The sequence below is a fragment of the Kitasatospora cinereorecta genome (genome assembly GCF_024172095.1).
Classification (GTDB): domain Bacteria; phylum Actinomycetota; class Actinomycetes; order Streptomycetales; family Streptomycetaceae; genus Kitasatospora; species Kitasatospora cinereorecta.
Genome location: NZ_JAMZDX010000008.1, coordinates 178,975 through 201,726 on the forward strand (window position 1 = coordinate 178,975; position 22,752 = coordinate 201,726).

Genomic DNA, 22,752 nt, shown 5'->3' on the forward strand with positions numbered 1-22,752 from the left:
CACCGCGCCCCGCCCCGAGCCTGCCAGGCCCCGGCGGCGGGGCGCCGTGGTGAGCGGCGCGGCCGCCCGGCCGGACACCACCCCAGGAGGCACCCCGTGAACGACACCCTGCGCACCCGACTGGCCCGCACCGCCCTCGACACCGCCGACGGCGTCGCCACCGTCACCGCCGCGGCCGCCGTCGGCCTCACCACCTACCGCACCCTCACCCAGCGCCCGACCGAAACCCGCATCACCCTCGCCCTTGCCACCGCCGCCCTCGCCGCCCTCATCACCGATCAGACCGCCTACCACGCCCTCGCCCCGCTGCGCCGGCGCCGCGGCACCGAGGGCGTCGCCGGCAAGACCATGGCCGCCGCGACGCCCGAGCAGCTGGCCGCCGACCTGATCGCCGACGCCGCTCTGCGCGCCGCCTCCGGAGCAGCCCGCCTCGACTACGGCCAGGGCTCGCTCACCCGGCCCGAGAACTGGACCGGCGCGCCGGATGGCACCGCGACCTGCACGATCACCCCCGCCGCCCACCTGCAGGCCGTGCCCCACCCGGCCGGCCGCGGCGGCTTCAGCAGCCGGACCTACCTGCTCGCCCAGCAGGGCCAGAAGCCGGTGGAGATCGACAGCCTCGGCGACCTGGTCGCCCTCCTGGACACCCCCACCGCCACAACGGCGCAGCCCACTGACAGTGCCGGCGTGGACGGCGACCCGTGGACCGCCCTCGGCCGGGACCTCGCCATCGCGGAACTCCACCCCACCCCGGCCGACTACAGCGAGGACCGCGACGACCAGGACGACAACCCCCGTCTCGAGACGCAGACCGGTCCGACCGCCGACCACGCCTGACCACCCGCCAGCCCACGGGCCCGTCCCGCACTCCCGGGCGGGCCGGGCCGAACCTCGAAGGAGCCGCCATGACGACCACCCCCGCCCTCGCCCCGGCCGGCCGCCGCGGCCTCTACACCGCCGACCCCGCCGAACGGCTGCGCCCCGGCACTCCGGACCGGCCCTGGGAGCTGTGGCTCACCGGCCCCGACACCTTGCTGGAGATGCCCGACCTCGCCACCGCGCTGATGTCCGCCGCCGAGCACAACGCCGCGGCCGCCGACCTCGACGACGGGTCCCCGCTCCAGCCCGTCAGCCACGCTCTGGTCCTTCACCACGGCTACGCCTGGCGCCGTACGGGCGCGGCCCGCGCGGGCGCCGGTATCGCCGTCCCGTCGCTGTGCTGGACTGCGACGTGCTCGGTGTGCGGCGACCTGGTCGAGGACGAGTTCATCCCCCACCACGACACCCCCGAGGCCGCCGCCGACGACGCCGTCGGCAGCCGCGAATGGGACGAGCTCCCCGGCGGCCGACTGGTCTGCGACCGCACCGACGACGCCCACCACGACGCCCGCACCCAGGCCCGTACCGAGGACACCCCCGAGCAGCCGGACGAGACCCAGCTCCCGCTCCTGTAGCCCAACCCGACATCCAGCCCGGTCGGGTCGCCCGGCGCCCTGATCGCGATGGCCGTCGAAGCCATCGATCCCACCCCGGACGTCCCCGCCGCCTGACCAAGCCCCGGCCGGGCCAACACGCGGCCCGGCCGGGCCCGAAGCCCCACCCCCCGCCACTACCTCCAGGGAGTCAGCATGACCACCGCCATCCTTCCCACCGACGCCAGCGAACTGGCCGCCCTGCTGCGCCGGATCCCGGCCGGTGAATGGCCCGACGTCGATGACCTGGCCGCACGGTTGGGCGACAGCGACCGCGCGTTCAAGATCTTCAGCGAGGCCGAGAGCGAGGTCCAGCGCGGCAACGAGATCGACGCCCTGCGTGCCACCCTCAACACCGCCCTCACCGATGCCCAGGCCAACCTCCGTGCGGCCGAGCACACGATCGGACGGCTGGCGAGCAACGGCGTCTACGACATCGAGTACGCCGAGAGCACCACCAACGCAGACCTGCAGCACCTGCTGTCCGACGCGTCCCGGGCCGTCCGGATCGCCCTGGTGTTGAAGCAGCGAATCGACAACTGACCCGGCCGGTCCGGCGCCGTCGATCCGTCCGGCGCCGGACCGGCCCCGGTCCCACCCCACCGCCCGCACCCGTCACAGGCCCCAGCAGGGCCGAGAAGAGGCCACCATGACCCAGCCCGGCATCGACCAGACACCGCGCGCCGAGCTGTACCGCGCACTCGTCACCGGCGAGACCCTCGTCCGCCAGCCCAGCCAGGACCACCGTGAAGTCGCGAGCGTCCTGCTCGACGCCTACCGCGACCAGGTCCGCGCCGAGGCCGCTGACGTCACCGAGGCCCTGCGCATCCGCCTCTGGCTGATCGAGCAGGCCCTCCAGCCGATCGACGTTCAGAACGACCCGGCCGGGATCGTCGGCATCGTCGGCCCGTACCTCAACGGCCCCATCCACCCGACCTTCATCGCCGCGTACCGCGCCGCCCGCGGCGCGCACGAGCAGGAGAGCAGCCAGTGAGCGAGCCCACCGAGCAGCCCAGCCTCCACGACCGGATTGCCGACGCCCTGCGCGCTGCCGCCCGCGATTGCACCAACGGTGGAAACTGCAGCCTCTCCGACCGTGAGCGCCTCGCCCACCACCCCGTCCAGATCGACGCCTGGTACGACGCCGGCACGCCGATCGATGCCGTCTCCGGCAACGTGGGGTGCCGGTAAGAACTCTGTCACCAGCCGCAAACGGCCTGGTGGTCACTCAAGGAGGGCGCTGACGCGGTTCTCGTACTCTCGGCGGGCCTTGCGCTGTGAAGGGACTACCGAGGTGCCCGGAGTACCGTCGAGCGGCTGGCAGCGGGCAAGAAGTTGGCGGTGGACCGCTGGCACGACCGTGACCCGAAGGGTGTAGCCCTGGCCGCGTCGTACGGTCACGCCCTGGTCGAGCGCGTCCTGCTCGGCGGGCTCTAGTTCGGCCGCGCGCAGGAAGTCGGCGACCTTGCCCGGCATGTCCAGGGTGACCGCGGTCTTCTTTGCCGGGGTGTCCTGGTGGTCGTCGGTGTGTTCGGGCATGAGGTCGGCGACGGCGGTGCCGATGGCGCCGCGGCTGACGTGGTGGCCGCGGGCCAGGCCGGGGATGGACCGGCCGCCCAGGTACCCGGCACGCACGGCGGCGGCCGTCGCGGCCGTGACGGCCGGGCGGCGCCCGCCCTTGTTGCCCTTGGCCTCGGCGGCCCGCAGCCCGTCGTACGTCAGTTCCCGTTGGAGGTCGCGCTGGAGTTCGCCGGCGGCTGCAAGGGTCTGCACCATGAACTTCACGGTAGACAGCAGTTCCCCGGTGCGCGGGTGCGGGCGGTGAGGTCCATCGCGGAGAACGCGCCGTCGTGGATACACAGGGCGAGGCGGTCGGCGTGCAGGACGTCGAGCACGTCGAGGACGTGCTGGGTGCCGCGCACGAGGCGGAACATCTCGGAGATGTGCACGGTGTCGCCCGGCCGCGCGTACGTGAGCAGTTCGCTGAACTTCGGGCGCTGGAGCGGATGGAGGCGGCTGGATGTGCCCGGGTCCTCCTCGAAGACGACCGGGTCCTCGATCCCGGCCTCGGCGAGGACGAGGTTCTGGCGGTCGGTCGACTGCTGGTCGGTCGACACCCGCTTGTAGACGAGATTGGCCACGCTGTTCTTCGCTCCTGTCGGCGCATCGGACCTCGGGTGTCATCTAACCCTGCCGCCAACCGTCATCGGATCTCATTGGATCGGAGCCCTCGTCAGACCCCGGAACTACTGGGCTCATTGGACGCGCGCCGCGCCTGTCGTCATTCGTTCCTTTGCAGACACCGTTGGCGAACGGCGGAGGCCCGTTCGAGCCGAACCGCAGTGAGATCGGTTGCCGGGCTCCGCGGGCGGGATCACTCGGCGGTGGGCATCGCGCGACCGGAGCGCTCGGCCTTCGCGTACTGCTCCAGCAGCTTGTTGTACGTGGTGGACGGGAGTGCCGAGCCACTTTGGCGCAGGGCATCCCGGAAGGCCCGGGTGGCCTCGGTGACGTGGTGGGCGGAGCCCAGGACGCGCAGGCAGTCGTCGAAGAGCGTAGTGAAGGCGACGAGGCCATCGGCCGGGGCGTGGTCGCGCCGGACCCGCACCTCGGCCAGGCAGCCGCGGATCATCAGGGATAGGAGGTGGTCGGGGCCTCCGATCCGCAGGGCCGCCAACAGCAGGTCCTCGTACGCGCTGGCCGACCCGGCGAAGTCTTCGCTGTCCGCGAGCAGCTTGGCGTAGGTGCGGACGGGAAGGGCCAGGACATGGTCGGGCGGCATGAGCCGCTGGTAGTCGCGGAGCAGCTCGCGGCACTCCTCGGCCGCCCCTGCCGGGTCGCCTGCCTCCGCCCGGCAGTCGAGCAGGCTACGGCGCATGTCGAGCGTATTCGGATGATCAGGGCCCAGGGCGCGCGTATAGTCCGCGATCAGCTCCTGGTAGACCGGGATCATCGTGTCCGCCTCCGCGTCGTAGGAGCGGCAGTCGGCGAGGGCGCTGCGCAGCCGGAGGGTGTCCGGGTGGTCCGGGCCCAGCACCCGGCGGTGTACGGCGATCAGGTCCTCATACGCCTCAAGGGCCGCCGCCGTGTCGCCCGCCGCGTGCAGCTTCTCGGCAAGCAGCTTGCGGGCGCGCAGAGTCTCCGGATGGCTCGGGCCCAGCACCCGGGCCATGTCCCCCAGCAGGTCGCGAAGGTCAGCGACCGCGCTGGAGTAGTCGCCCGCCTCGCCGCGCCAGTCGGCCAGCGCCGCGCGGGTCTCCAATGTGAGGGGGTGCTCGGGGCCCAGGACCCGTCGGCAGTCGGCGAGCAGCGCGGCGAACTCCTCGGCTGTCTGGCCCGGGCCGCCGCTCACGCCCTCGATACCGAGGAGAACGCTGCGGTGGAATAGCACCTGGGGGTGGTCGGAACCCCAGACTGCGCGCAGGGCCGCGATCATCTCCTTCAGGGCCTCGGCGGCGGCGACCGGATCGCTCTCCGCCATGGCGTGCTGCCACATCCGGAGGAGGCCACGGTGGCCGATGACAAGATCGTGGTCAGGTCCGAATGTCTGCTCCAGTAAGCGGGCCGACTCGTCTATGCCGGACGGTGCCGCAGTGGTGTCTCCCGCCTTGTCGCGCAGCAGTCCCAGGGTGTAGCGCGCATGGGAGACGTCGATGTGGTGGGCGCCCAGGACGCGCACGGCGTCGTCGATCATGTCCGCCAGCTCGGCGGCGGCTCCGGCTGGGTCTCCGGCGCGGGCCCGCCAGTCGGCAAGCTTGTGCCGTACTACCAGGGTGCGGTGGTCTTCGCGGCCGAACGCTGCCAGGTGCTCGTCCAGAAGCTCCCCGAGCCGATCGCGGGCCCCGGCCGGATCACCCGCCTCACCATGCAGGTGCGCGAGCTGTATGCGTACGTCCAGGGTCATGTCATCGAGGGGCCCAAGGTACGTCCGACAGGCGCCGAGCAGCGCCTCGTACAGGGCGGCGGCGCGCGGCGCGTCTCCCCTTTCGTCGTGTAGGGAGGCAATCTTGGAGCGGACCGAGAGAGTGCTGGGGTGGTGCGGGCCCAGGGCGCGCCGGTGGTCGAGGAGCAGTTCCTCGTAGTCGGCCAGCGCACCGGCCAGGTCGCCCCCGGTGGCCCGGGCGCCGGCAAGATCGCCGCGGGCGCGGAAGGTTAAGAAGTCGTCCGGCCCGACCAGGCGGGCGAAGTCCGCGGCCAGCTCCGTGTACGCCGCCACGGCCTCTGCGGGGTGCGCGGTGACCTTCAGGAAACTGAGGGAGTTGGTGCGACAGGCGAGGGTACGGCGGTAGCCGGCGCCGTACTTTTGCGCGGAGGTGGCCGCGAGCTGCCGGTAGTGGTCCATCGACGCCTGGTAGAACCCCGCACGGCCGAGGCTCTGGCCGAGCCGGAGCAGGACCTCGTGCACATCGTGGTCCGACCACAGCAGGTGCTCGTCATGGGACCGCAGCGTCTCGGTGTTGGCGCGGAACCGCTGGCCGGTGGCGAAGTCACGTTCCGTCTGTGGCCACGCCTGGAGCAGGGCGTCGGCCGCCGCCCGGACGGTCCGGGCCAGCAGCTCCGGCGGCATCTGCTCGCGCACACTACGCTGCACCAGCCCGTGGACCTGAACAGGCTGGCCTGGCGCGTAGGTGACCAGGCTGAGCCGGTGCAGGGCGTGAAGCGCGCTTGCAGCGTCCTCGGTTGTCGCGGGGATTGGTTGCTGGGTGTCGGGGGTGCGGTGGCGGGTGAGGTGGGTGAGGGCGGGCCGGCTGGTCAGGACATCGGTGGGGATGCCGTTGGGGTCAAGCATCGCGGCGAGTTGGAGCATGGGGCGGGCCAGGCCGGCGGGGCGGAGCCGGTCGGCGTGTTCGACGGAGAGGGACCAGGTGGCCGCCACCGTGACGGCTTGGTCGTCGGGCAGGGCGCTGGGTTCGGGGAGCAGGTCGGCCAGTTTCCTGAGCCGGTCGGCCAGCAGACGGCGGTAGCGGGCGCAGGTGACGTTGGTGTCGATGATGTAGGCGGCGGCCTGGGCCAAGGCGAGGGGCAGGTGTCCCAGGTCGGCAGCGAGGCTGTTGATCTGGTCGGTGGGCTCGTGGCGGTTCAGCTTGGGCAGTTGGTCGTTCAGCAGCGTCAGTTCGGTGGTCATCTGCTTGCGTAACTCGTCGACAAAAAACGGCAGCATCCAGCGGTTTGCGCAGCTCGCGGTAGTTCTCCTCGCGCCGCTCGGCGAAGTCCTGGGGCAGGTCCTCGTCCGGGTCGCGCCACTTGTCGGCTCCGACGACCCAGATCTCCTTGCACTTGAGCTGGTCGCGCAGGGCCTGGAAGGCTACGACCTCGTAGACCATGCGCACCACCCGGCGCCGGCCCCGCTTGTCGGTGCGGTGGACGACCTCTGCCCAGTCCCCGCCCATCGCTTTATGCACCGGCACGGTCTCACCCAGCGGGTAGTACGTGGTGTTGCCCGCTGCCGCGTACCGAGCCACCAACGCCAGAGCCTCGATCACCGGCCGGTGCGTGTGGTTGCTGGAGCGGAACTCCAACACGTCCAGCAGCTTGATCAGCCCGCGCCGGTAGTGGTTGGTATACGACGCCTTCAGCGTCGTCTGCACCGTGCGCCGGTAGACCGGACCGCGGGTCTTGAACTCGTGCACCAGCTCCCGCAGCGTCTGCTCACCGCCGGACACCGCCGGGTAGACGACCTCACGGACCGTGCCCTCCGGCTCGCCGATCGACGCCTCGGCGAGCTTGAAGAGGATTTTCTCCTTGCCCGACACCTTCTTGAACGCGTTGACCAGCTGCTCGGTGACCTTCTTCTCAGCCCGCGCCCCGATCCGGTGAACCGTGGAGATCAGCAGCTCCACCAGCGTGTCCGTGATCTCCCGCTCACGCTCGTGCAGCAGCGCGGCCAGCAGCGTCACCCGCAACGGCAGCGGGTGCGTGCGCAGATGGGAAGGGGACTCCACTGCGGCTCGTGCCCGCCATCCGGCCACCACCTTCGGCGCGACGTCCGCGAACAGGTCCGAAGGCAGCCCGATCGCGCGAACCGCAAGCAGCTTGTCGATCTCCGTGAGCATCGTCTCCAGGCTCAAATTGCCCGGAGCCTCCTTGATCTTCCCCAGGACCGGCGGCCCGTCCTCGCCCTCACCAGCACCGGCATCACCGGGCACCGTGTCGTCCTCCCGATCAGCGCCGACGACCAGGGCCACGATCCGCTCGATGCTCTCCACCGTGATCCGTGCCGAGATCCGCGCCGTCAGCGTCTCCTCGGCAGCCCGCAGCGCTGCGGCCACGATCCGGTCGCACCGCCCAGGGGTGGGCGGCTCGATGCACTCCGTTCGGCAGCGGGCCAGCAGTTCCACCCGCACCTGCTCCGGCCGCCGCTCCTTGCACGCGACGTGGTCGACGAGCCAGGCCGTCAGCTTGTCCGCATCCGCGACACTGCACTCACGAAAGCCCAGGTGCCTGCGGATCTGCGCACGGTGGTACTCAACCGTCCGACCGCTCCACTCATACGCGTCCAGCTCGGACGCAGGTACCTGTACCTGCCGAGCGACGAACTCCACCGCCTCGCCCGGCAGCTCGACCGGCCCCGGGGAAACCGGCCGTACTGCGTGTAGAACTTCAGCAACACGGCGAAGCCCAGTCGCGTCGCACCGCGCTTGCCTGACACGAGCCCCTGCTCGTCCCTCAACAGCGTCCAGTGCTCGACCAGGTCGTCCAGGTCCAAAGGGGTACGTGCCACAGCCATCGATCGTCCTCTCGGGGCTGCACCCCGCGTACCTGTACGACCCTGGACTCACCCACACGGGTGACACCCGCGCAAGATCACCGCCATTTGCGGCTGGTGACAGAGTTCTTACCGGCGCCCCCAATACCACGAGCGCAGACAGATGACCGGGGCCGCTACGCGGTGCGAAGAACAGGGTCGATCTCGGCCAGGATCTCTTGGAGCTGACGGGCCCCCAGGACAACGCGGTCATCAGAGTCCTGCAGCATCTCCTCGCACAACTGCAACGCGCTGTCCCGGTCTTCGGAGAAGACGCCGAACACATCGAGGACCGCGGTGTGGATCCAGTCGCTGTGATTCGAATCGGTGACTGCCAGCGCGATTGCGACGATCGTCAGCCCGAACCTATCCCTACGCCGAAGCACGGCTTCTGCGGTCACCCGGGTCACAAAAGTGTCGTCCGGATCGAGCACGAGCTCCAACAGCAGCCCGCAGGCCTCCTGCATCTCCGCGAAGCCCGCCAGGCCGTGACCGGCATCCGCCCGGTCACGGTAGTCGTGGCTTCGCCCGAGCTCGCCGAGCGCAAAGACCACTGCGTGCCGTCGGTCACTGTCCACTCGCCTACCACTACCTCCCACGATTGCCGGTCAACGTACCACCCGGGCATCTCCAGATGATCACCGTGAACCGTGAGACGGGCGGCTGATCGACAGGAATACCGCAGCTCAGAAACAAGTGCTCTGCGCCAGTACCGCTGAAGTTGATCGGTTCTTGCCTGCCGTGCAGCGAACTGTCCGACGACGAGCGCGAGCAGCTCGCCGCACTCACCAGCGCCTGACCGCCCGGGCCGTGACGCTGCCCACCACCGCGCCCCGCCCGGTGGCCCACCAGGCCGGAGCGGCGGGTCGCCGGGCATCGCCGAACCCGATCCCCATGGCCGTGACCCGTACCATCACCGCTGCCGCCACCGGCGCGATCACCGCCGGCCTGACCCTGCTGGGCTTCCACGGCCAGGTCGGCCGCTACCCCCGCCGCCCCTGGCCGGAGGACCCGACCACGGCCGAGCCCACCCGGCGCACCAACGCCTGCAGGTAGGGCCCGTCCTCGACGAACCGCGGCACCGCCGCCGGGGGGGTCAGCCCCCGCCCGAGAAGCCGCCGGAGTTGGCGGAGGCCGAGCCGCCGCCGGTCCAGCCGGGCCCGCGCCGCGGGCGGGCCCGGACGGTGCGTTCGGTGACCAGCTCGACCCGCACCCCGGCGGGGCCGAGCAGCGCGGTGAGGGCCTCGTACAGCCGCTGCGGCGAGGTGAGGGCTGGCGGGGTCCACTTCAGTTCGTCGCCGGCGAGGTCGAACCGGACGGTGAGCTGTTCGGTCGCCGGCTGCTGGTCCCCCGGGTAGGGCTCGGTGACTCGGTGCTCCAGCCGGATTCCGCACAGCTGGGTGATCGGCTGCCAGCGGCCGGGGCGGGCGGCGCGGACCGTCCGGAATCGGGTGGGGGCCTGGGCCGGGGCGAATCGCAGCCGGCGGACCGTGGCGAGTTCCATCCAAACGATCAGCGGTGCTGCCAGCGCGGCCTCGACGGCGGCGATCCCGAGGACGACCTGTCCGACGGTCGCGGCGTCGGTGCCAGTCACCAGCGCGACGACGGCGACTGCCCCGGTGATGGCGCCGAGCGCCACTGGCACCAGCAGCGACTTCGCGGCCCCGGTCAGGACGATCGGCACCACCCGCGCGCGGGAGCCGCCGCCCTCGTGGAGGACGAGGTCGGTGGTGGAGTCTGGTCCGGGGCGAAGCGGCGCACGATCAGCCATACCGCCACGGTAGAGCCGGACGCGACAGGCCGGAAGGTGGCGGGCGGGCGGTAATTCCGGCTGCCCGCCACCTACGTGACGACAAGTCAGTGCCCGGCGGCCTCCCAGTTGGCGCCGATGCCGACGGAGACGTCCAGCGGAGCGCGCAGCGGGTAGGCGCCGACCCGACCCTGCCGGTCGAGGAGTACCCGCAGCTGCCCGGCGTGCCGGACACCGTGCTCACCGTTTAGGCCGCCGCGCTCGCCGACGCCGTCGCCCAGGTCGCCGTCGCCGCGAGCACCGAGGAGAGCCTGCCGGTGCTGACCGCCGTGCAACTGCTCCTCGAGGACGATCGGATCACCCTGGCTGCGACCGACCGCTACCGCTTCGCCGTACGCGAGCTGACTGTCCAGCCCACCGGCACCCTCCCGGCGATGACGCCCAAGACCGGCAAAAAGAAGGACAAGCCGGCCGACGGCGCCGTCCTGATCCCGGCGAAGTTCCTCGCCGAGGCCACCCGTGCGATGACCGGCGAGCACCCGGTTGCGATCGGCTGGTCGGACGGCCAGCTCACCCTCACCACCGCTGGCTCCTCCATCGGCACCCGGCTCCTCGACGGCAACTTCCCGCGCCACCGCGGCGTGTTCCCCACCCCGGCCGACGCCGAGCTGACCGTCACCGTCCCCACCAACGAGGCCCTGGCAGCACTCACGCGCGTCGCCCTGGTCGCCTCCGACAAGACCCCGGTCCGTCTGACCGTCACCGACGACGGCGGGCAGCTGCTCCTGGAGGCCGGGCACGGCGACGACGCCCACGCCGTCGACCGCATCCCCTGCAACACCATCGGCCACCTCGACGGCGGAACCATCGCGTTCAACCCCGGCTACCTCGCCGACGCCCTCAAAGCGGTCGCCGCCCCCGAGGCCCGCTTGCACGCCACCTCGGCCACCAAGCCCGCCCTGCTCACCGGGCACTCCGGCGACCTCGCCGACACCGACTACCAGCACCTGCTGATGCCGATCCGCCTCAACGGCTGACACCGTAACACCCCCGCCCACAGCACACCGACCCGAACAGGAGCAGCACCCCGTGAACCAACACACCGAGCCCACCGCCCCGCAGGAGCAGCCGAGCGTCAGCGTCCGCGAGTCGGCCCGGCGCCGGGCCCGCGCTGTGACCGCCCCCGACGGCTTGCTCGACCGGCGCCGCCGCGAGCTGGCGGTTGGCCTGGACGACTTCGCCGGGGCCGAGCCGTGGGTGCGCGGCCTGGCCTACCTGACCGCGATCGCCTTCGCCGTCCTGGTGCTCGGCACCGTCGGCGGCATCCTGCTCGACGCGGCCGGCGCGGTGATCGGCGCCGTGCACCTGCCGCAGGACCTGCCCGCCGGAAGTGACGGCCTGCGCGCCGCGATCACCGGCCCCATCCACGCCTACCTCATCGCCCACCAGGCCTACCCGCTCACCGCGGCCACCGCGTACGGCGCGTGGAAGACGGTCGGCCTGCTGGCCGCGCTGCTCGCCTTCCTCACCCAGGGCGCCGTCGCCCGTGCAGGCTGGACGGCCTGGTCGTGCGCCACGCTCGCCATGGTCTGGCAGGCAGCCCCGGGGGCCGGGCGCCCGGTCGCCGTCGGCTTGACCGCCACGGCCATCGCTCTGGTGTCGCTGTTCGCGCTGCGCGGCCTGTCCTTCAGCCTGCGCTCGATGGTGATCAACCGCACCGAGGTCCAGCCGCAGATCACCATCCAGACCCCCGAGCCCAAGACGGCCCGGCCCCGCCCGGCCGTCCCGGCTCCGGGCTCGCGCTTCGACCAGCGCTGACCAACCCGGGCGGGCCGGTGCACCGAGCACCGGTCCGCCCTCCTCTGCCCGCCCCGTTCCGCACCTCATCGGGCTGACCGTGATCCTGCTGCTCATGGAGCGCCTTGCACTGACGCCCGGGCGCTGACGCTGCACACCGGCCCCACGCCCCGCCCCTGGCACCCAGCCGGGAGGCGGGGCACTCCGGTGCGCGGCGCGGCCACCCGGCCGGACACCCCACCGACCGTCACGAGGACCCAATGACCACCGACACCACCCCGCACGCCCAGGCCGCCCCCGTCCACGCGCCGTTCGCCCGACCCGGGCGCGCCTTCCTCCAGGACAGCGCTTGGGACACCAACATCACCGACTGGGAGCTGGCCCGCATCGCGCTCGACCGGCGCGCCTCCGCCGTCTACCACGACGACCCGCACGCCGAGGAGGCCCGGCGGATCGGCGCAGAGTTCACCGCAGAGGAGGCCCGGCGGGTCGACCGCTTCCTCGCGGCGGGCGTGCAGGACGTCCACCGCCTGGACGCCATCGCCGCCGCCCCGGACCTCACCGGCGACGACCGCACCTGGCTGCTCGACCAGCTGCGGCTCGCCTGGCAGCGCCTGGACCGGTCAGGTCCAGGACGGCGTCGCCGGTCAGGACGGCGGGGACGGGCTCGGGCGGCGCGGGGCGGGCACCGGTGTGGTGGCGGATCGCGAGTTCCGTTTCCAGGCCGTGCTCCCACCACCCGCACCAGGTGGCGAGGCTCTGCCACGCACTGGCCTCCTGCTCCAAGCGGTGCAGACGGTCGGGGACGGCCAGCAGGTCGTCGGCGACCGCGTTCTCGAGCAGGCGCGGCAGTTCCTCGGCAAGGAGTCCCAGGTCGCCTTCCGGGTCCGGCGACCACGGGGCTCGGGCGCGGGCCCTCGCCCGATGGCCGGCCGCCCGCTGCCAGCCCTGTTCCATCCGCGCCGCCGCGGCGTCGGCCTCGCGCTCGGCCAGGGCGTGCTGCCGGGCCTCCTGCACGTCCGCGGCCGCGCAGGCCATCAACACCGCGGCCTCGGCGAGCAGCCGGGTCCGCCGCCGCAGGCCGGTCGCGGCCGGGCCCCGGGCACAGGCCGCTTCCCGCACCAGCGCGTCCCCGTCCAGGTGGTCCACGCTCACCTGCAGCGCGGTCGCGCGGGTGACGGCCCGTCTGGCGGCGCGCAGCTGCTCGTGCAGTTCGGCGTCGCTCCGGTTGGCGTGCGGCCTGTAGCCGCGCCAGTCGAGGGCGGCGCACCGGGGCGTGCAGGTGTGCTCCACCGTGTCCTGTCCGGCGGGCTCCTTTCGCGGTGGCGGGTCCCACCACTGTTCGAGGAGGTCCCGCTCGCGGTCGTGGCTGGCAGCCGGGCGGCCCGCTGCGGGTCGCAGTCGGGCAGCGAGGCCGCCGAAATCCACCTCGGCGGCCCACCGGCACAGCAGGTCGAGCCGCTCGGCGGCCGACTCCCGCTCGTAGGGGGCCAGGCGCACCGCGTCGGGCGCGTGGCCGTCCACCAGGCGCTCGGCCTCGGTGGGGGTGAGGATGCCGCCGGCCCGGGCGAAGTCCACGAAGGCAAGACCGTCCTCGTAGCGGACGCGTTCGATTGCGTCGAGTTCCCGCAGCGCCGGGCGCAGGGCGAGGTCGAAGGCCGCCAGGTTCTCCCAGGCGAGCTGGGCCAGCGGCTCGCGCGGGGCCTCGTCGCAGGTGAGCATCCGCCAGACGGCGTGGACCTGGTCGGTGGGCAGGAACGCGGCGAGGACGTCGACGTGCCCGGAGGAGCGGATGGCGAGGAGGTGGGAGAACTCGCCGCAGTGGACGTGGGTGTAGAGGGTGTCGGCGCACTGCCACGACGTCTCGACGCTGCTCCACTCGCGCTCGGCGTCCTGCAGGTGCCCGTCGAGGAGGTCGCAGCCGAGCTGCCGCTCCACCTCGGGCAGGTCCAGCCACGACGGCCTGAGGGGCGGCGCGGTGGGAAGCGGGTGGCTCCCCCCGTCGCCGTCCGCCGCCGCCTGGTCCCCGTGCTCGGCCATCAGCTCCCGTCCCCTGCGGGGCGGACGGCCGCGCGCACGGCGTCGTCGTCGGTGGCGTCAGCCTGCGGCGGGCAGGTCCAGGCGCAGTCCACCCAGGCTGGCACGGCTGTGCGGGTCAACGCCGGTCCTCGAGGTGGCCGCGGCCCCTGTCGTCGAGGCCGAAGATGTCCGCCAGGGTGCGGTCGAGTGCCTCGTGCCACTCCTCGTCGCTGACGTCGTCCAAGTCCACCGCCGCTGCCCTTCCATCGGATCGTGTTGGGGCCGGGACGGCGAGCATGGGGGAAGCTCGCCGCCCCGGCGGGGCCGGTCCGGGTGGGCCGGGTCGCCGCCCACGATGCATCGCCGCCGACCGCGCGCGGCAGCGGCGAGCGGCCCGCGTCCCGTCCGGCGGGATACGGGCCCCGCAGCTTTCCGGCCCACGGGATCACGGCACCCGCGCCCGCCCCGACCGGCCCGCGGCGCGCCTTTGATGGGAGCAGCGGGCGCTGTCCTCGTGCGCGCGTCCGTGGCACCGCCGCCGCACCGCCCCGACCGCGGGGACCGGGCGGTGCGGCGGCCGAATTCGGGGAGGGGAATGAGCATGGCGTTGACGGAAGGTCAGCTGACGTCGCTGGCGGGCTTCGCCGAGGCCCGCGCCGACCGGCTTCGGTCCCAGCCGGTGGGCCTGGGGGACATGCGCCGGCACCTCGGCAGTGGCGAGGCGGTCCTGCTGGGTGACTTCCCTGGCGCCCCGGTCCGCTTCCTCGACAGGTGGTGGCGGGCCGCCGACGGCTGCTGGGAGCCGCTGTCCGAGGAGACGAGGGCGGTCCTGAACGACGACGCCACGCGGTGGGCCCTGTCCGTGCAGGCCGTGCAGGCCGTGGAGAGCGCGGTGCGCCCGTGAGCACGCCGGCCGCCGCCTACGCGGAGTCGGCGCTGCTCGGGGCCCTCCTGCAGGACCCGCGCCGCGCCGTCGAGGTACGCGACTGGGTACGGGCCGAGGACTTCGCCGACCCGTGGAACCGGGAGATCTACCGGGCGCTGATCGACCACGGCCTCTACAGCCACCCGGAAGTCCTCGCCCAACCGGCCCAGCTGCGGCCCTGGCAGCTGGGCTGGCTGGTGATCCAGCAGCTGCACCACGCGGCCCTGGCACAGGGGTGGCAGGTGCGGCCCGAGGACTGGATGCAGGTCGCCGGCCACCTCACGAACCTGCCCCAGCAGGTGCCGAACGCCGCGCATGCCGCCGACTACGGCCGGGCCGTCGCCCAGGCCAGCATGGAGCGCACCGTCGGGGCGTTCGGCGAGTTCGCCGAACAGGCGGTCCTCGCCGCGGTCCTCGCCCGCCCCGAGGAGGCCGAGCGGCTGCGGGGCTGGCTGCACGCGGAGGACTTCACCGACCCGTGGATGGGCCAGATGTACCGGATCCTGGTGGAGGACGGCCTCGCCACGCACCCGGCGGTGACGGTCCACCACTCCTCCCCCGACCAGCAGCGGGTCCTGGCCGAGATGCTCTACCAGGAGCTCCAACGCAAGGCCGTATGGCAGGGCTGGGGGATCTCCCAGGCCGCGTGGCCGCAGGTCGCCGCCCAGGTCCGCGACCTCATCGGCGTCCACCGGCCCGCCCACCCCGAACTCGCAGCCCAGATCGGGCAGCGAGTGCTGCGCTCCAGCATCCAGCGGCAGGTCGCCGAGGCCGGGGCCAGGATCGAACGCACCCTCGCCTGGCCCGGCGCGCCGTCCGCGGCCATGGAGATCGGCGAGACGCTCACCCTGCTGCGCGAACTTGAGGACCACTGGGAGCGGGCGGTCGGCCGCTTCGAGGGCGTCGGCGGCAGCATCGCACCCGACCGCGCCGCGCAGCGCCCGGAGATGGCCTTCACCGAGGACGCCGTCCTCGGATCGCTCATGCGCGACCCGGGCCAGCTCGCGCACGTACGCCACTGGCTGCGGCCCGAGGACTTCACCCACCCCGGCCGGGCCGAGGTGTACACGGCGATGGTCGAGGCCGTCGACGCCGGCGGCACGATCGACCCGGTGCTGCTCGTCTGGGACGCCCACCGGCGCGGGCCCCACACGGCGCAGAAGCTCAGCTCCGACGCCGTGTGGGCCATCTACCAGGCCGGCCGCCCGGGGGTGGTCCAGGGCGGTGCCAGGGCGCTGGTGGAGGCCAGCATCGTCCACCACGTGCGCTCGGCCACGTCCGCGATCGCCCGGGCCGCCGGTGATCCCACCGCCGCCCCGGGGCACGTCATCGCCACCGCCCGCGGCCACCTGCAGCAGGCCTCCGCCCAGGCCACCCGGCTCTCCCAGGCCCGCAGGCCCGCACCCGCCCCGTCATGGGCAGGATGAGCACAAGGGCCGTGACCGGGCGGCCCACCGGCCCCGAGCGGGGCGGTGGGCCGCCCGCCTGTGCGGTGCCCGCCCACCTGCAGCCACGCTGGCGCCACCTGCCGCTCCTGGCCGCCGTCCTGGCCCAGGCCTTCGGCCCGCCCGGCGCGCGAGGACGCCGGCTGGGTTACGCGTTCGTGCCGTTCTGGCTGGCACAGGTCGCACTCAGCCACGGCCGCGGCCAGGTCCTCGCCATCGGACCGGCGACCGTGACCGTCATCCAGCCCGCCCCGCCCGGCCGCCGCCTGGCCGGGTCCTGCGCCGCACTCCCCGCCGCCGTGCTCGCGCTGTGCGCGGCGATGCTGCCCGTCGCGGCGGCCGGGGCCCTGGTGGCCGACCTTGCGGCCGGGCCGAAGTGGTGCGCGGCGGGCGCCGACGCGGGCCTTGCGGTGTGCGCCGGCCTTCTCGTGTGGCAGCTGGCCGCACTGGCGCGCGCGGCCCGCAGGGCCACGCAGCTGCACCGCGTCCTTCGTCCGCTGCAACACCGGGGCGGCCGGTGGGCGGAAGTGGGATCCCTCGCGGGCGGCCGCGACGCACACACCACCCGCACCCTGGCACGCGAACTGCTGGCCTGGGCCGACGAACACCGCATCGGACTGGCTGCGGTCGCCGCCACCGACCGGCTCGCCCGCCTCTACGCCCGCGCCGGCTTCCGGCCCGCCCACCTGGGCTCGGCCGTGCTCCTGCGCGAGCCCCACACGCTCCCGCTGGTCGACTCGGCGCAGCGTCCGGGCCCGCAGAAGTAGCGAAGGTCCGGGACGCGCACATCCCCGCACGCCGGCGATCTCGACGGAGTCCTCCGGGATCGTCACCGACCAGGACGAAGCCGGCTCCCTGATCCGATGCCCTTCGTCCCACCGAACCGGCGGGCCGAGCAGCGGGACGAGGTCACCGATGCGCTTCACCTGACGGCGGGAAGCCCCGCAACATGTGGCGCCCGCTGGGGCTGACGCCGACCGACGAGAGACTCGCCCGGGGCGCAGACAACGGGTCCGGGCGCAACGGCGGGCGGCCGGGGGCGGATGGGGGTTCGCGCGGCGGGTGGCCAGGTAGCCGGTGGGAGGGCTCCGGGCGCATCGGGGGTGTCGGACGGCGTGGCTACGATCCCGGTCCATGGGCTACACCACGACATTCACTGGCCGGATCGCCGTCGAGCCGCCGCTGGGCGCGCAGGAGATCGCCTACCTGCGGAAGTTCGCGGGCACCCGGCGCATGGACCGCGACAACGGCCCGTACTACGTCGACGGCACCGGCTACGCCGGGCAGGGCCGCGATGCGGACATCCGCGAGTACAGCAAGCCCCCGGCGGGCCAACCCGGTCTGTCGTGCCGGTGGGAGCCCACGGACGACGGCACCGCCATCGAATGGAACGGGTGGGAGAAGTTCTACAACGCCACCGAGTGGATGGCCTACCTGGTCGACCACTTCCTGAAGCCTGGCGCCCATGCCCAGGGCATGCCCGGGTTCGAGGACTTCACCTTCGACCACGTACTGAACGGCGTGATCGACGCTCAGGGCGAGGAGGACTGGGACACCTGGCAGCTGACGGTGTCCGACAACACGGTGTCCGCCACCGGGCCCGTCGAGCCCGAGACCGTGTGGCTGTGCGGGGCCTGCCTGACGCAGGTCGCCGACGAAGACACCCCCTGCTGCCCAGGTGCGGAGCCGACGTCGGCAATCGTCGTACCCGAGTAGGCCACTTTGCGCCCACTGCAACGTACATGGCTAGGCTCCTCGGGCGATCCGCCTGACGGCCGGGTCACCGCAGTGCCGAGCACGAGTTACCCGGGTTGAGGATCAGACGGTGAACGAGGACTTGATCGAGTCGCATCTTGTGTCCCTGTGGGGCGTCCCGGCACGAAGTGCACACTTCTCGGGTCCCGGCCACGACGTCGCCCTGGCCAAGTGGGAGGCCGGCCAGACCGACGAGGGCGTCACTCTGTACGTGACGAACGGCGCCAGCATGCGCGTCTGCGACGCCGCCACGGGCCGGAGGGTCGAGTTCGTGCTGGGTCTCCTGCCGGAACACGACGCCGTCGCCAAGTCCCTCGCGATGCTGGCGGGAGCGGTGTGCTCCGGCATCGACGTCGGCCGAGGCGACACCGTGACGCTCACCACCCCTCTGTGGCCGGGCGCGCCCTTCCGGACATACCTGGCGCTCCCCCCAATGGAAGAGATCGTCCCGCCGCTCCCGCTCGCCGACGGAACCCATGTCGACTTCCTCCCGGTCATGCCGCTCTACGACACGGAGCTGCGCCTGAAGAAGGAGCGGTCCGCAGAATGGATCACCGGAGAGATCATCGACCAGGGCATACCCTGGACGAGCCCTACCCGCCCGAGCCTGCACGGGTAGGGACCGACCGGCCCGCCGATCCAGGCCCGCTGCTGCCGGCCGCCGGGACCGCTCGGCGCTCACCAGGCCGCAACCTCCGACCCGACCGTGGGCAGCGCCCACGGCTCCACAGCGCCGGCGACCAGGTCGGCCAGGAACTGGACCGCCCCGCCGGTGTAGTGCCACCACGCGGAGCTCCGCGACGCCACGGTGACCGTCCACTCCCCTGGCCCGCCCGGGCCGGTGGACCACAGGAAGAAGTCCCCACAGTTCGAACCGGCCCAGGGAAGCAGACCGCCCGGAGCGGGATAGGCGTGGAGCGGGACTTCCAGGTCGGCTTCCCCGCACCACTCCGCGATGGTCTCCAACGTTCCGCGTATCCCCCGCACCCACGCGCACTCGGCGCCGGGATCCGGCCCGCCCACCCCGAGGAAGTCACCGAGTTCGAAGGGCGGGTAGAGCTCGCACAGGAGCTTGAAGTCGCCCGGCAGGCTCACGCCCAACTCGGCCTCCACCACGTCCCATCCGATGTCGGCAGGCTCCGGCAGGCGCACCGCGGCCAGGGCCGGCACCACCCGTTCCAACTCCCGGATCGCCTCGGCAGGGTCGGTGATACGCCGATGCGGCGCCTGGGTACCAGCGAAGTCGTCCATCCGGCCAGCCTGCCAGAAGCGCCACCCGCCCCATCCCGGGGATCCGCTGCCGGGAGCGGCCACTGATGGGCCATGAAGCAGCCCGCCGGCGACGTTCACTGAGCAGATCCGCTGGATGCCACCTATCTTGAGGACGAAATAGGACAAATCACCCTCAATGTCGTGGAGTCGTCGTGAACAAGGGACAGCTCGTCGAGCAGGTCGCCGGGCAGCTCGGCAGCCGCACTGCGGCCGAGGACGCCGTCGACGCGGTCCTCGATGCCATGGTCCGCGCCGTGGTGGCCGGGGAACGGGTTCAGGTCACGGGCTTCGGCACGCTGGAGAAGGTCGAGCGCGCCGGCCGCTACGCCCGCAACCCGCAGACCGGCGAGCGCGTGCGGGTCAAGAAGACCAGCCTGCCGCGCTTCCGCCCTGGCCAGGGCTTCAAGGACCTGGTCTCCGGCGCGAAGAAGCTGCCCAAGACCGGACCCGCCACCGCGAAGGCCCCCAAGGGCTCACTCACCGCCGGGAAAACCGCCGCCTCCGCGCCCGCCCGCAAGCGGGCCGCCACCAAGCGCACCACCGCGGCCGCCACTGCTCCGACCGCCACGAAGAAGACAACCACGGCCAATAAGACCGCACCCGGCGCCGCGGCCAAGAAGACCACCACGGCGGCGAAGAAGAGCACGGCGCCCGCGAAGAAGGCCACCACCGCGGTCAAGAAGACCCCGCCCGGTGCCGCCAAGAAGACCGCGCCCGGTGCCGCCAAGAAGACCACGCCCGCCAAGCGGGCCACCCGCCGCACCACCGCCTGAGTCGAACCGCGATGCGCCGGACGCCCCACACTCCCGACGCATCGGCTTTTGTTCACGTTGGACAGCAGATTCCGACCATGTTGGAAGGCACCAGCGTTCGGCGCCGTTCGACTGCCAGACGGCTAGAAAAGGCCGGCCGAGGTGCCCTGCGCGAGGCTCCCGTGGATCGTGCGCAGCCACGGGCTGCGCACGGCCGGTAGCCGGGCCAAGGTGTGCTGGAGCGTTTCCCGGTCGACCCGGAACAGGTAGTTGGGGAGCAGTGGGAGTGGGTCGTCGCGGAGTACGTCTCGGGGTATGCGGCCTGACGCGGGAACCGGCAGGTACGGCTGGGGCGAGACGAGCCACAGCCACACCCCTAGTGGAAGGGGCACCGGGTATGCCGACGTGGTCGGGCCGGCGGGGGTCCAGGTCCGGCCTGTCTGGGGATGGATCGGTACGAGGAGGATGCCGGCGTCCCCGTCCGGGGAGGGCTGTCCCGGTCCGGCCAGGACGGCGCGCCGCTTCTCAGGGCCTGCCGGGAGAAGGGCGTCGAGCGTGCGTTGGAACACGTCCGTGGTCAGACCGCCCGGGACCTTCACCGGCTGCCCCTGGGAGGCCACCAGCAGGTGGGCGAGCGCGTGGCCGGCTGCCGCCTCCCACTGCGGGCTCCACGACCAGTAGTGGTTCGATCCCAGCCGCCCTCCCCATGTGGCGATCGGCTCGAACGGGGGCGTTTTCTCCGCCTTCTGTGCCAGCTCCGCCCAGGAGAGGGGCGCAGCGTGGATACCCTCGACGGGGATGCGGTGCGCGGTGTCCGAGCCGAGCCGCACTGCCTGCCAGAGCGAGCAGTCGTCGACCCGGGTCGCCACGGGGAGGTCGCATGCCTGGCAGGCCATGTTGGGCCCGTCGGCTCCGTCGAGGCCGCAGCAGGCACCGCCGCGCTTCTCGGGAATCAGCCGGGTTCCACGGATATCGCCGGGCGCGATGACACTCGCCCCGGGCGTGCTGTCGGACAGAGCGTAAACCGGTGCGTAGATGCCGCGCGCCTCCGCCTCGCCCGGATCAATCTCGTCCCACCTTCGCCACGGCCCTCCCCAGGGGTCCGGGTCCACGGCAAACGTCCCGGACTCCATGAGCACCGGAAGCTGGGCCCCGTTCCCGTACGTCTGACGGGCGTGGACCGGCAGTGCGACCTGGGACAGCGGGGTGGTCAACTCGGCGCCGCATCCCGCACACACGAATACGAACACATGCCCTCCACCTGGGAAACAGACGCATCGTCGCAGCCCGCCGACAGCCGGCCAACACGATTTCCCATCCATCGCGGAAACGGCCCCTGCCATCGCCTCCGCGGGTGCACAGGACTGCCCCGGTGAGGACGGGCACCCCGCGACTGACCCCACCCCCGGAACGGGAACCGGGAAGGCCGCCCGACAACGGCCCCCGATCCGGCACCCGCCCCGGCACGGCCCCGACCACGGTGCGGGTGCCGCAGGTACTCGACCGGCGCCTGGGCTCAGGGCCTGTCCGGGAGCCCTCCGCATCCTGGCACCCGTCAGCACACCCCGGCGCGGGATACCTCAGGGCACCGCCCGCGACGCCCAGCCGCGCGCAACGCCCAGGCACGGGTGCGGGCCGCATCACCAGGGCGTACCCCCTCGGCGACGGGGGTCGTGCCCACCAGGCGCAGCCGTAGGCGGTGGATGCGCACGTCGAGGGCGACCGTGATCCGGCGGCGGGATCTGTCGCGGACGGCGGCGACGGTGGCGGCGCTCGTGTCCAGGCGCGCGGCGAGGTACGTCGCGGGCCAGCCCTGCAGCGCCAGCTCCGTCAGGGCCACGGCCGCAGGTTCGGCACTGGTCAGGCCCCGTCCGCGGGCCGGGGTCCGGCCGGGGCCGGGCAGCGGGACGCCGAGGACGGCCTCGGCCGTGCTGCGGGCGATCCGGGCCGGACGAGCCTCGGGCGTGCGCAGCAGGCGGCGGACAAGGGTGACGGAGATGCCCGTGGTGTCGGCGATGTCCTGAGCTGACATGCCGCGCCGGACCAGGACCGCGGCCAGCAGGGCGGCGGGGCCTGCATCGACGCGCGCGGCCAGGCCCTGGGCCCGGTCGCTGTCACGGCGCCGCCGGGCTCGCAGCGCCGCCTCCCGGCAGCCGGCACGGGCGCAGCCGTAGTCCGCGCAGGAGGCCTGCCCGTGGCGGACCCGGCTGCGGACCGGCCGGCGGGGCGGCTGCCCGCCCGCGGCATGGTCCTGACCGGCCGTCACCAGCACATCTCCTCCCCGGGTGGTCACACGGGCAGTATGCCGGGCACCGGAAACGGCAGGAGAGGCCGCCCGGCACCAGCCGTCAACTGCACAACTGCCCCGAGGCCCGGACACCCGACCGGTAGCCCGACAGACAGGCGCAGGTGCGCCACCGGGCGCACGGACGGATCGGCAGGTACGCGCCGTGGTTCGGCCCAGCAGCGTCGCCTCCACCCCGAAGGGCGCCCACGCCGACCGGTCCGCGGTCCGGGGCGGGCGCGCAAGGGCGGTCCGGCTCTGGGAACACCACGCTGCGCGGCTGGACATGACCTGCTGAATTCAGTAGGTGAGAGGTGGCTAAGGGGCGACTAACTGAATTCAGTTGGTCGAGTTGTCCGGTGGCCGGGAGATCCCGGCGCCAGCCACTGACCACGGCGAGGCCCCGGGGCGCGGCGGCGGCCGGCCTCCGAGGCCTCCACTGGCAGCGGGCGCCGGCCTGGGAGCGCGGTCCCCGTGGGGGTCGGCGCTGCCGAGGGGCGGCAGAACATCACTGCCGATCAATTCAAGTTCGGGGT

At 72.8% G+C, this 22,752-nt stretch carries 24 protein-coding genes and 1 pseudogene; 14 read left to right on the forward strand and 11 right to left on the reverse strand.

What is annotated here, in order from left to right; translation table 11 throughout:
* The first annotated feature begins 96 nt into the window (after positions 1 to 96).
* The 5 genes from FHR36_RS36110 to FHR36_RS36130 all read left to right on the forward strand — a co-directional run bounded on the left by FHR36_RS36110 (position 97) and on the right by FHR36_RS36130 (position 2,663).
* The gene (locus FHR36_RS36110) at positions 97 to 837 is read left to right on the forward strand and encodes a hypothetical protein (protein ID WP_253804413.1); all 741 of its coding nucleotides are present in this window, start codon (positions 97 to 99) and stop codon (positions 835 to 837) included.
* Between the two features lie 68 nt (positions 838 to 905).
* A complete protein-coding gene (locus tag FHR36_RS36115) occupies positions 906 to 1,454 on the forward strand; it encodes a hypothetical protein (protein ID WP_253804414.1) in 549 nt (182 codons plus the stop codon).
* 174 nt (positions 1,455 to 1,628) lie between these two features.
* Positions 1,629 to 2,015: a hypothetical protein gene (locus FHR36_RS36120; protein WP_253804415.1), complete on the forward strand. Its 387-nt coding sequence runs from the start codon at positions 1,629 to 1,631 to the stop codon at positions 2,013 to 2,015.
* 106 nt (positions 2,016 to 2,121) lie between these two features.
* A complete protein-coding gene (locus FHR36_RS36125) occupies positions 2,122 to 2,466 on the forward strand; it encodes a hypothetical protein (protein ID WP_253804416.1) in 345 nt (114 codons plus the stop codon).
* Positions 2,463 to 2,663, forward strand: coding sequence for a hypothetical protein (locus tag FHR36_RS36130; RefSeq protein ID WP_253804417.1), 201 nt, complete (start codon positions 2,463 to 2,465; stop codon positions 2,661 to 2,663). The genes FHR36_RS36125 and FHR36_RS36130 overlap by 4 nt, the downstream gene beginning before the upstream one ends.
* A 33-nt stretch (positions 2,664 to 2,696) precedes the next feature.
* Here FHR36_RS36130 and FHR36_RS36135 read toward each other — a convergent pair whose 3' ends face one another.
* The 5 genes and pseudogenes from FHR36_RS36135 to FHR36_RS36155 form a co-directional block, all read right to left on the reverse strand.
* Positions 2,697 to 3,248, reverse strand: a complete 552-nt coding sequence (locus FHR36_RS36135) for a hypothetical protein (protein ID WP_253804418.1) — start codon at positions 3,246 to 3,248, stop codon at positions 2,697 to 2,699.
* Between the two features lie 5 nt (positions 3,249 to 3,253).
* Positions 3,254 to 3,613, reverse strand: a complete 360-nt coding sequence (locus FHR36_RS36140) for a recombinase family protein (protein WP_253804419.1) — start codon at positions 3,611 to 3,613, stop codon at positions 3,254 to 3,256.
* Positions 3,614 to 3,846: 233 nt separating this feature from the next.
* The gene (locus FHR36_RS36145; RefSeq protein WP_301331151.1) at positions 3,847 to 6,597 is read right to left on the reverse strand and encodes a tetratricopeptide repeat protein; all 2,751 of its coding nucleotides are present in this window, start codon (positions 6,595 to 6,597) and stop codon (positions 3,847 to 3,849) included.
* Between the two features lie 1,144 nt (positions 6,598 to 7,741).
* Positions 7,742 to 8,431: pseudogene (locus tag FHR36_RS39705) on the reverse strand (DUF4158 domain-containing protein); the annotation flags it as partial.
* On the reverse strand, positions 8,355 to 8,795 hold the full coding sequence (locus FHR36_RS36155) for a hypothetical protein (RefSeq protein ID WP_253804421.1): 441 nt from the start codon (positions 8,793 to 8,795) through the stop codon (positions 8,355 to 8,357). The gene FHR36_RS36155 and the pseudogene FHR36_RS39705, both read right to left, overlap by 77 nt.
* A gap of 316 nt (positions 8,796 to 9,111) precedes the next feature.
* Here FHR36_RS36155 and FHR36_RS36160 point away from each other — a divergent pair, with 316 nt between their 5' ends.
* Positions 9,112 to 9,273 carry a hypothetical protein gene (locus FHR36_RS36160; RefSeq protein ID WP_253804422.1) on the forward strand — a complete coding sequence of 54 codons (162 nt, stop codon included), beginning with the start codon at positions 9,112 to 9,114 and terminating at the stop codon, positions 9,271 to 9,273.
* 40 nt (positions 9,274 to 9,313) lie between these two features.
* Here FHR36_RS36160 and FHR36_RS36165 read toward each other — a convergent pair whose 3' ends face one another.
* Positions 9,314 to 9,988, reverse strand: a complete 675-nt coding sequence (locus FHR36_RS36165; RefSeq protein WP_253804423.1) for a hypothetical protein — start codon at positions 9,986 to 9,988, stop codon at positions 9,314 to 9,316.
* Positions 9,989 to 10,074: 86 nt separating this feature from the next.
* Positions 10,075 to 10,302: a hypothetical protein gene (locus FHR36_RS36170; protein WP_253804424.1), complete on the reverse strand. Its 228-nt coding sequence runs from the start codon at positions 10,300 to 10,302 to the stop codon at positions 10,075 to 10,077.
* Here FHR36_RS36170 and FHR36_RS36175 point away from each other — a divergent pair.
* Complete coding sequence (locus tag FHR36_RS36175) at positions 10,285 to 11,004, forward strand: DNA polymerase III subunit beta (RefSeq protein WP_253804425.1); 720 nt, start codon at positions 10,285 to 10,287, stop codon at positions 11,002 to 11,004. The two genes, FHR36_RS36170 and FHR36_RS36175, sit on opposite strands and share 18 nt — an antisense overlap.
* A gap of 52 nt (positions 11,005 to 11,056) precedes the next feature.
* Positions 11,057 to 11,785, forward strand: coding sequence for a hypothetical protein (locus tag FHR36_RS36180; protein WP_253804426.1), 729 nt, complete (start codon positions 11,057 to 11,059; stop codon positions 11,783 to 11,785).
* 537 nt (positions 11,786 to 12,322) lie between these two features.
* On the opposite strand, the gene FHR36_RS36185 is transcribed toward FHR36_RS36180, so the two are convergent.
* Positions 12,323 to 13,804, reverse strand: a complete 1,482-nt coding sequence (locus FHR36_RS36185) for a hypothetical protein (RefSeq protein WP_253804427.1) — start codon at positions 13,802 to 13,804, stop codon at positions 12,323 to 12,325.
* 580 nt (positions 13,805 to 14,384) lie between these two features.
* On the opposite strand from FHR36_RS36185, the gene FHR36_RS36190 reads away from it, so the two are divergent.
* From FHR36_RS36190 to FHR36_RS36215, 5 genes are all read left to right on the forward strand, one after another.
* Complete coding sequence (locus FHR36_RS36190) at positions 14,385 to 14,687, forward strand: hypothetical protein (protein WP_253804428.1); 303 nt, start codon at positions 14,385 to 14,387, stop codon at positions 14,685 to 14,687.
* Positions 14,684 to 16,135 carry a DnaB-like helicase N-terminal domain-containing protein gene (locus FHR36_RS36195; protein ID WP_308199728.1) on the forward strand — a complete coding sequence of 484 codons (1,452 nt, stop codon included), beginning with the start codon at positions 14,684 to 14,686 and terminating at the stop codon, positions 16,133 to 16,135. The genes FHR36_RS36190 and FHR36_RS36195 overlap by 4 nt, the downstream gene beginning before the upstream one ends.
* Positions 16,132 to 16,920, forward strand: a complete 789-nt coding sequence (locus FHR36_RS36205; protein ID WP_253804429.1) for a DUF2156 domain-containing protein — start codon at positions 16,132 to 16,134, stop codon at positions 16,918 to 16,920. Before FHR36_RS36195 ends, FHR36_RS36205 begins: the two co-directional genes overlap by 4 nt.
* Before the next feature lie 367 nt (positions 16,921 to 17,287).
* Positions 17,288 to 17,869 (forward strand): hypothetical protein, encoded by a 582-nt coding sequence (locus tag FHR36_RS36210; RefSeq protein ID WP_253804430.1) that lies wholly within the window; start codon positions 17,288 to 17,290, stop codon positions 17,867 to 17,869.
* Positions 17,870 to 17,978: 109 nt separating this feature from the next.
* Positions 17,979 to 18,527 carry a suppressor of fused domain protein gene (locus FHR36_RS36215; protein WP_253804431.1) on the forward strand — a complete coding sequence of 183 codons (549 nt, stop codon included), beginning with the start codon at positions 17,979 to 17,981 and terminating at the stop codon, positions 18,525 to 18,527.
* Between the two features lie 59 nt (positions 18,528 to 18,586).
* On the opposite strand, the gene FHR36_RS36220 is transcribed toward FHR36_RS36215, so the two are convergent.
* Positions 18,587 to 19,159, reverse strand: a complete 573-nt coding sequence (locus tag FHR36_RS36220; RefSeq protein WP_253804432.1) for an SMI1/KNR4 family protein — start codon at positions 19,157 to 19,159, stop codon at positions 18,587 to 18,589.
* 173 nt (positions 19,160 to 19,332) lie between these two features.
* Between FHR36_RS36220 and FHR36_RS36225 the strand changes: the two genes are divergently transcribed.
* Entirely contained in the window at positions 19,333 to 19,953 is a 621-nt protein-coding gene (locus FHR36_RS36225) for an HU family DNA-binding protein (protein ID WP_253804433.1), read from the forward strand.
* A 122-nt stretch (positions 19,954 to 20,075) separates the two neighbouring features.
* Here FHR36_RS36225 and FHR36_RS36230 read toward each other — a convergent pair whose 3' ends face one another.
* Together FHR36_RS36230 and FHR36_RS36235 are read right to left on the reverse strand one after the other, a co-directional pair.
* Positions 20,076 to 21,182, reverse strand: a complete 1,107-nt coding sequence (locus FHR36_RS36230; protein WP_253804434.1) for a hypothetical protein — start codon at positions 21,180 to 21,182, stop codon at positions 20,076 to 20,078.
* A 305-nt stretch (positions 21,183 to 21,487) separates the two neighbouring features.
* Entirely contained in the window at positions 21,488 to 22,198 is a 711-nt protein-coding gene (locus FHR36_RS36235; protein ID WP_253804435.1) for a hypothetical protein, read from the reverse strand.
* Positions 22,199 to 22,752 lie beyond the last annotated feature (554 nt).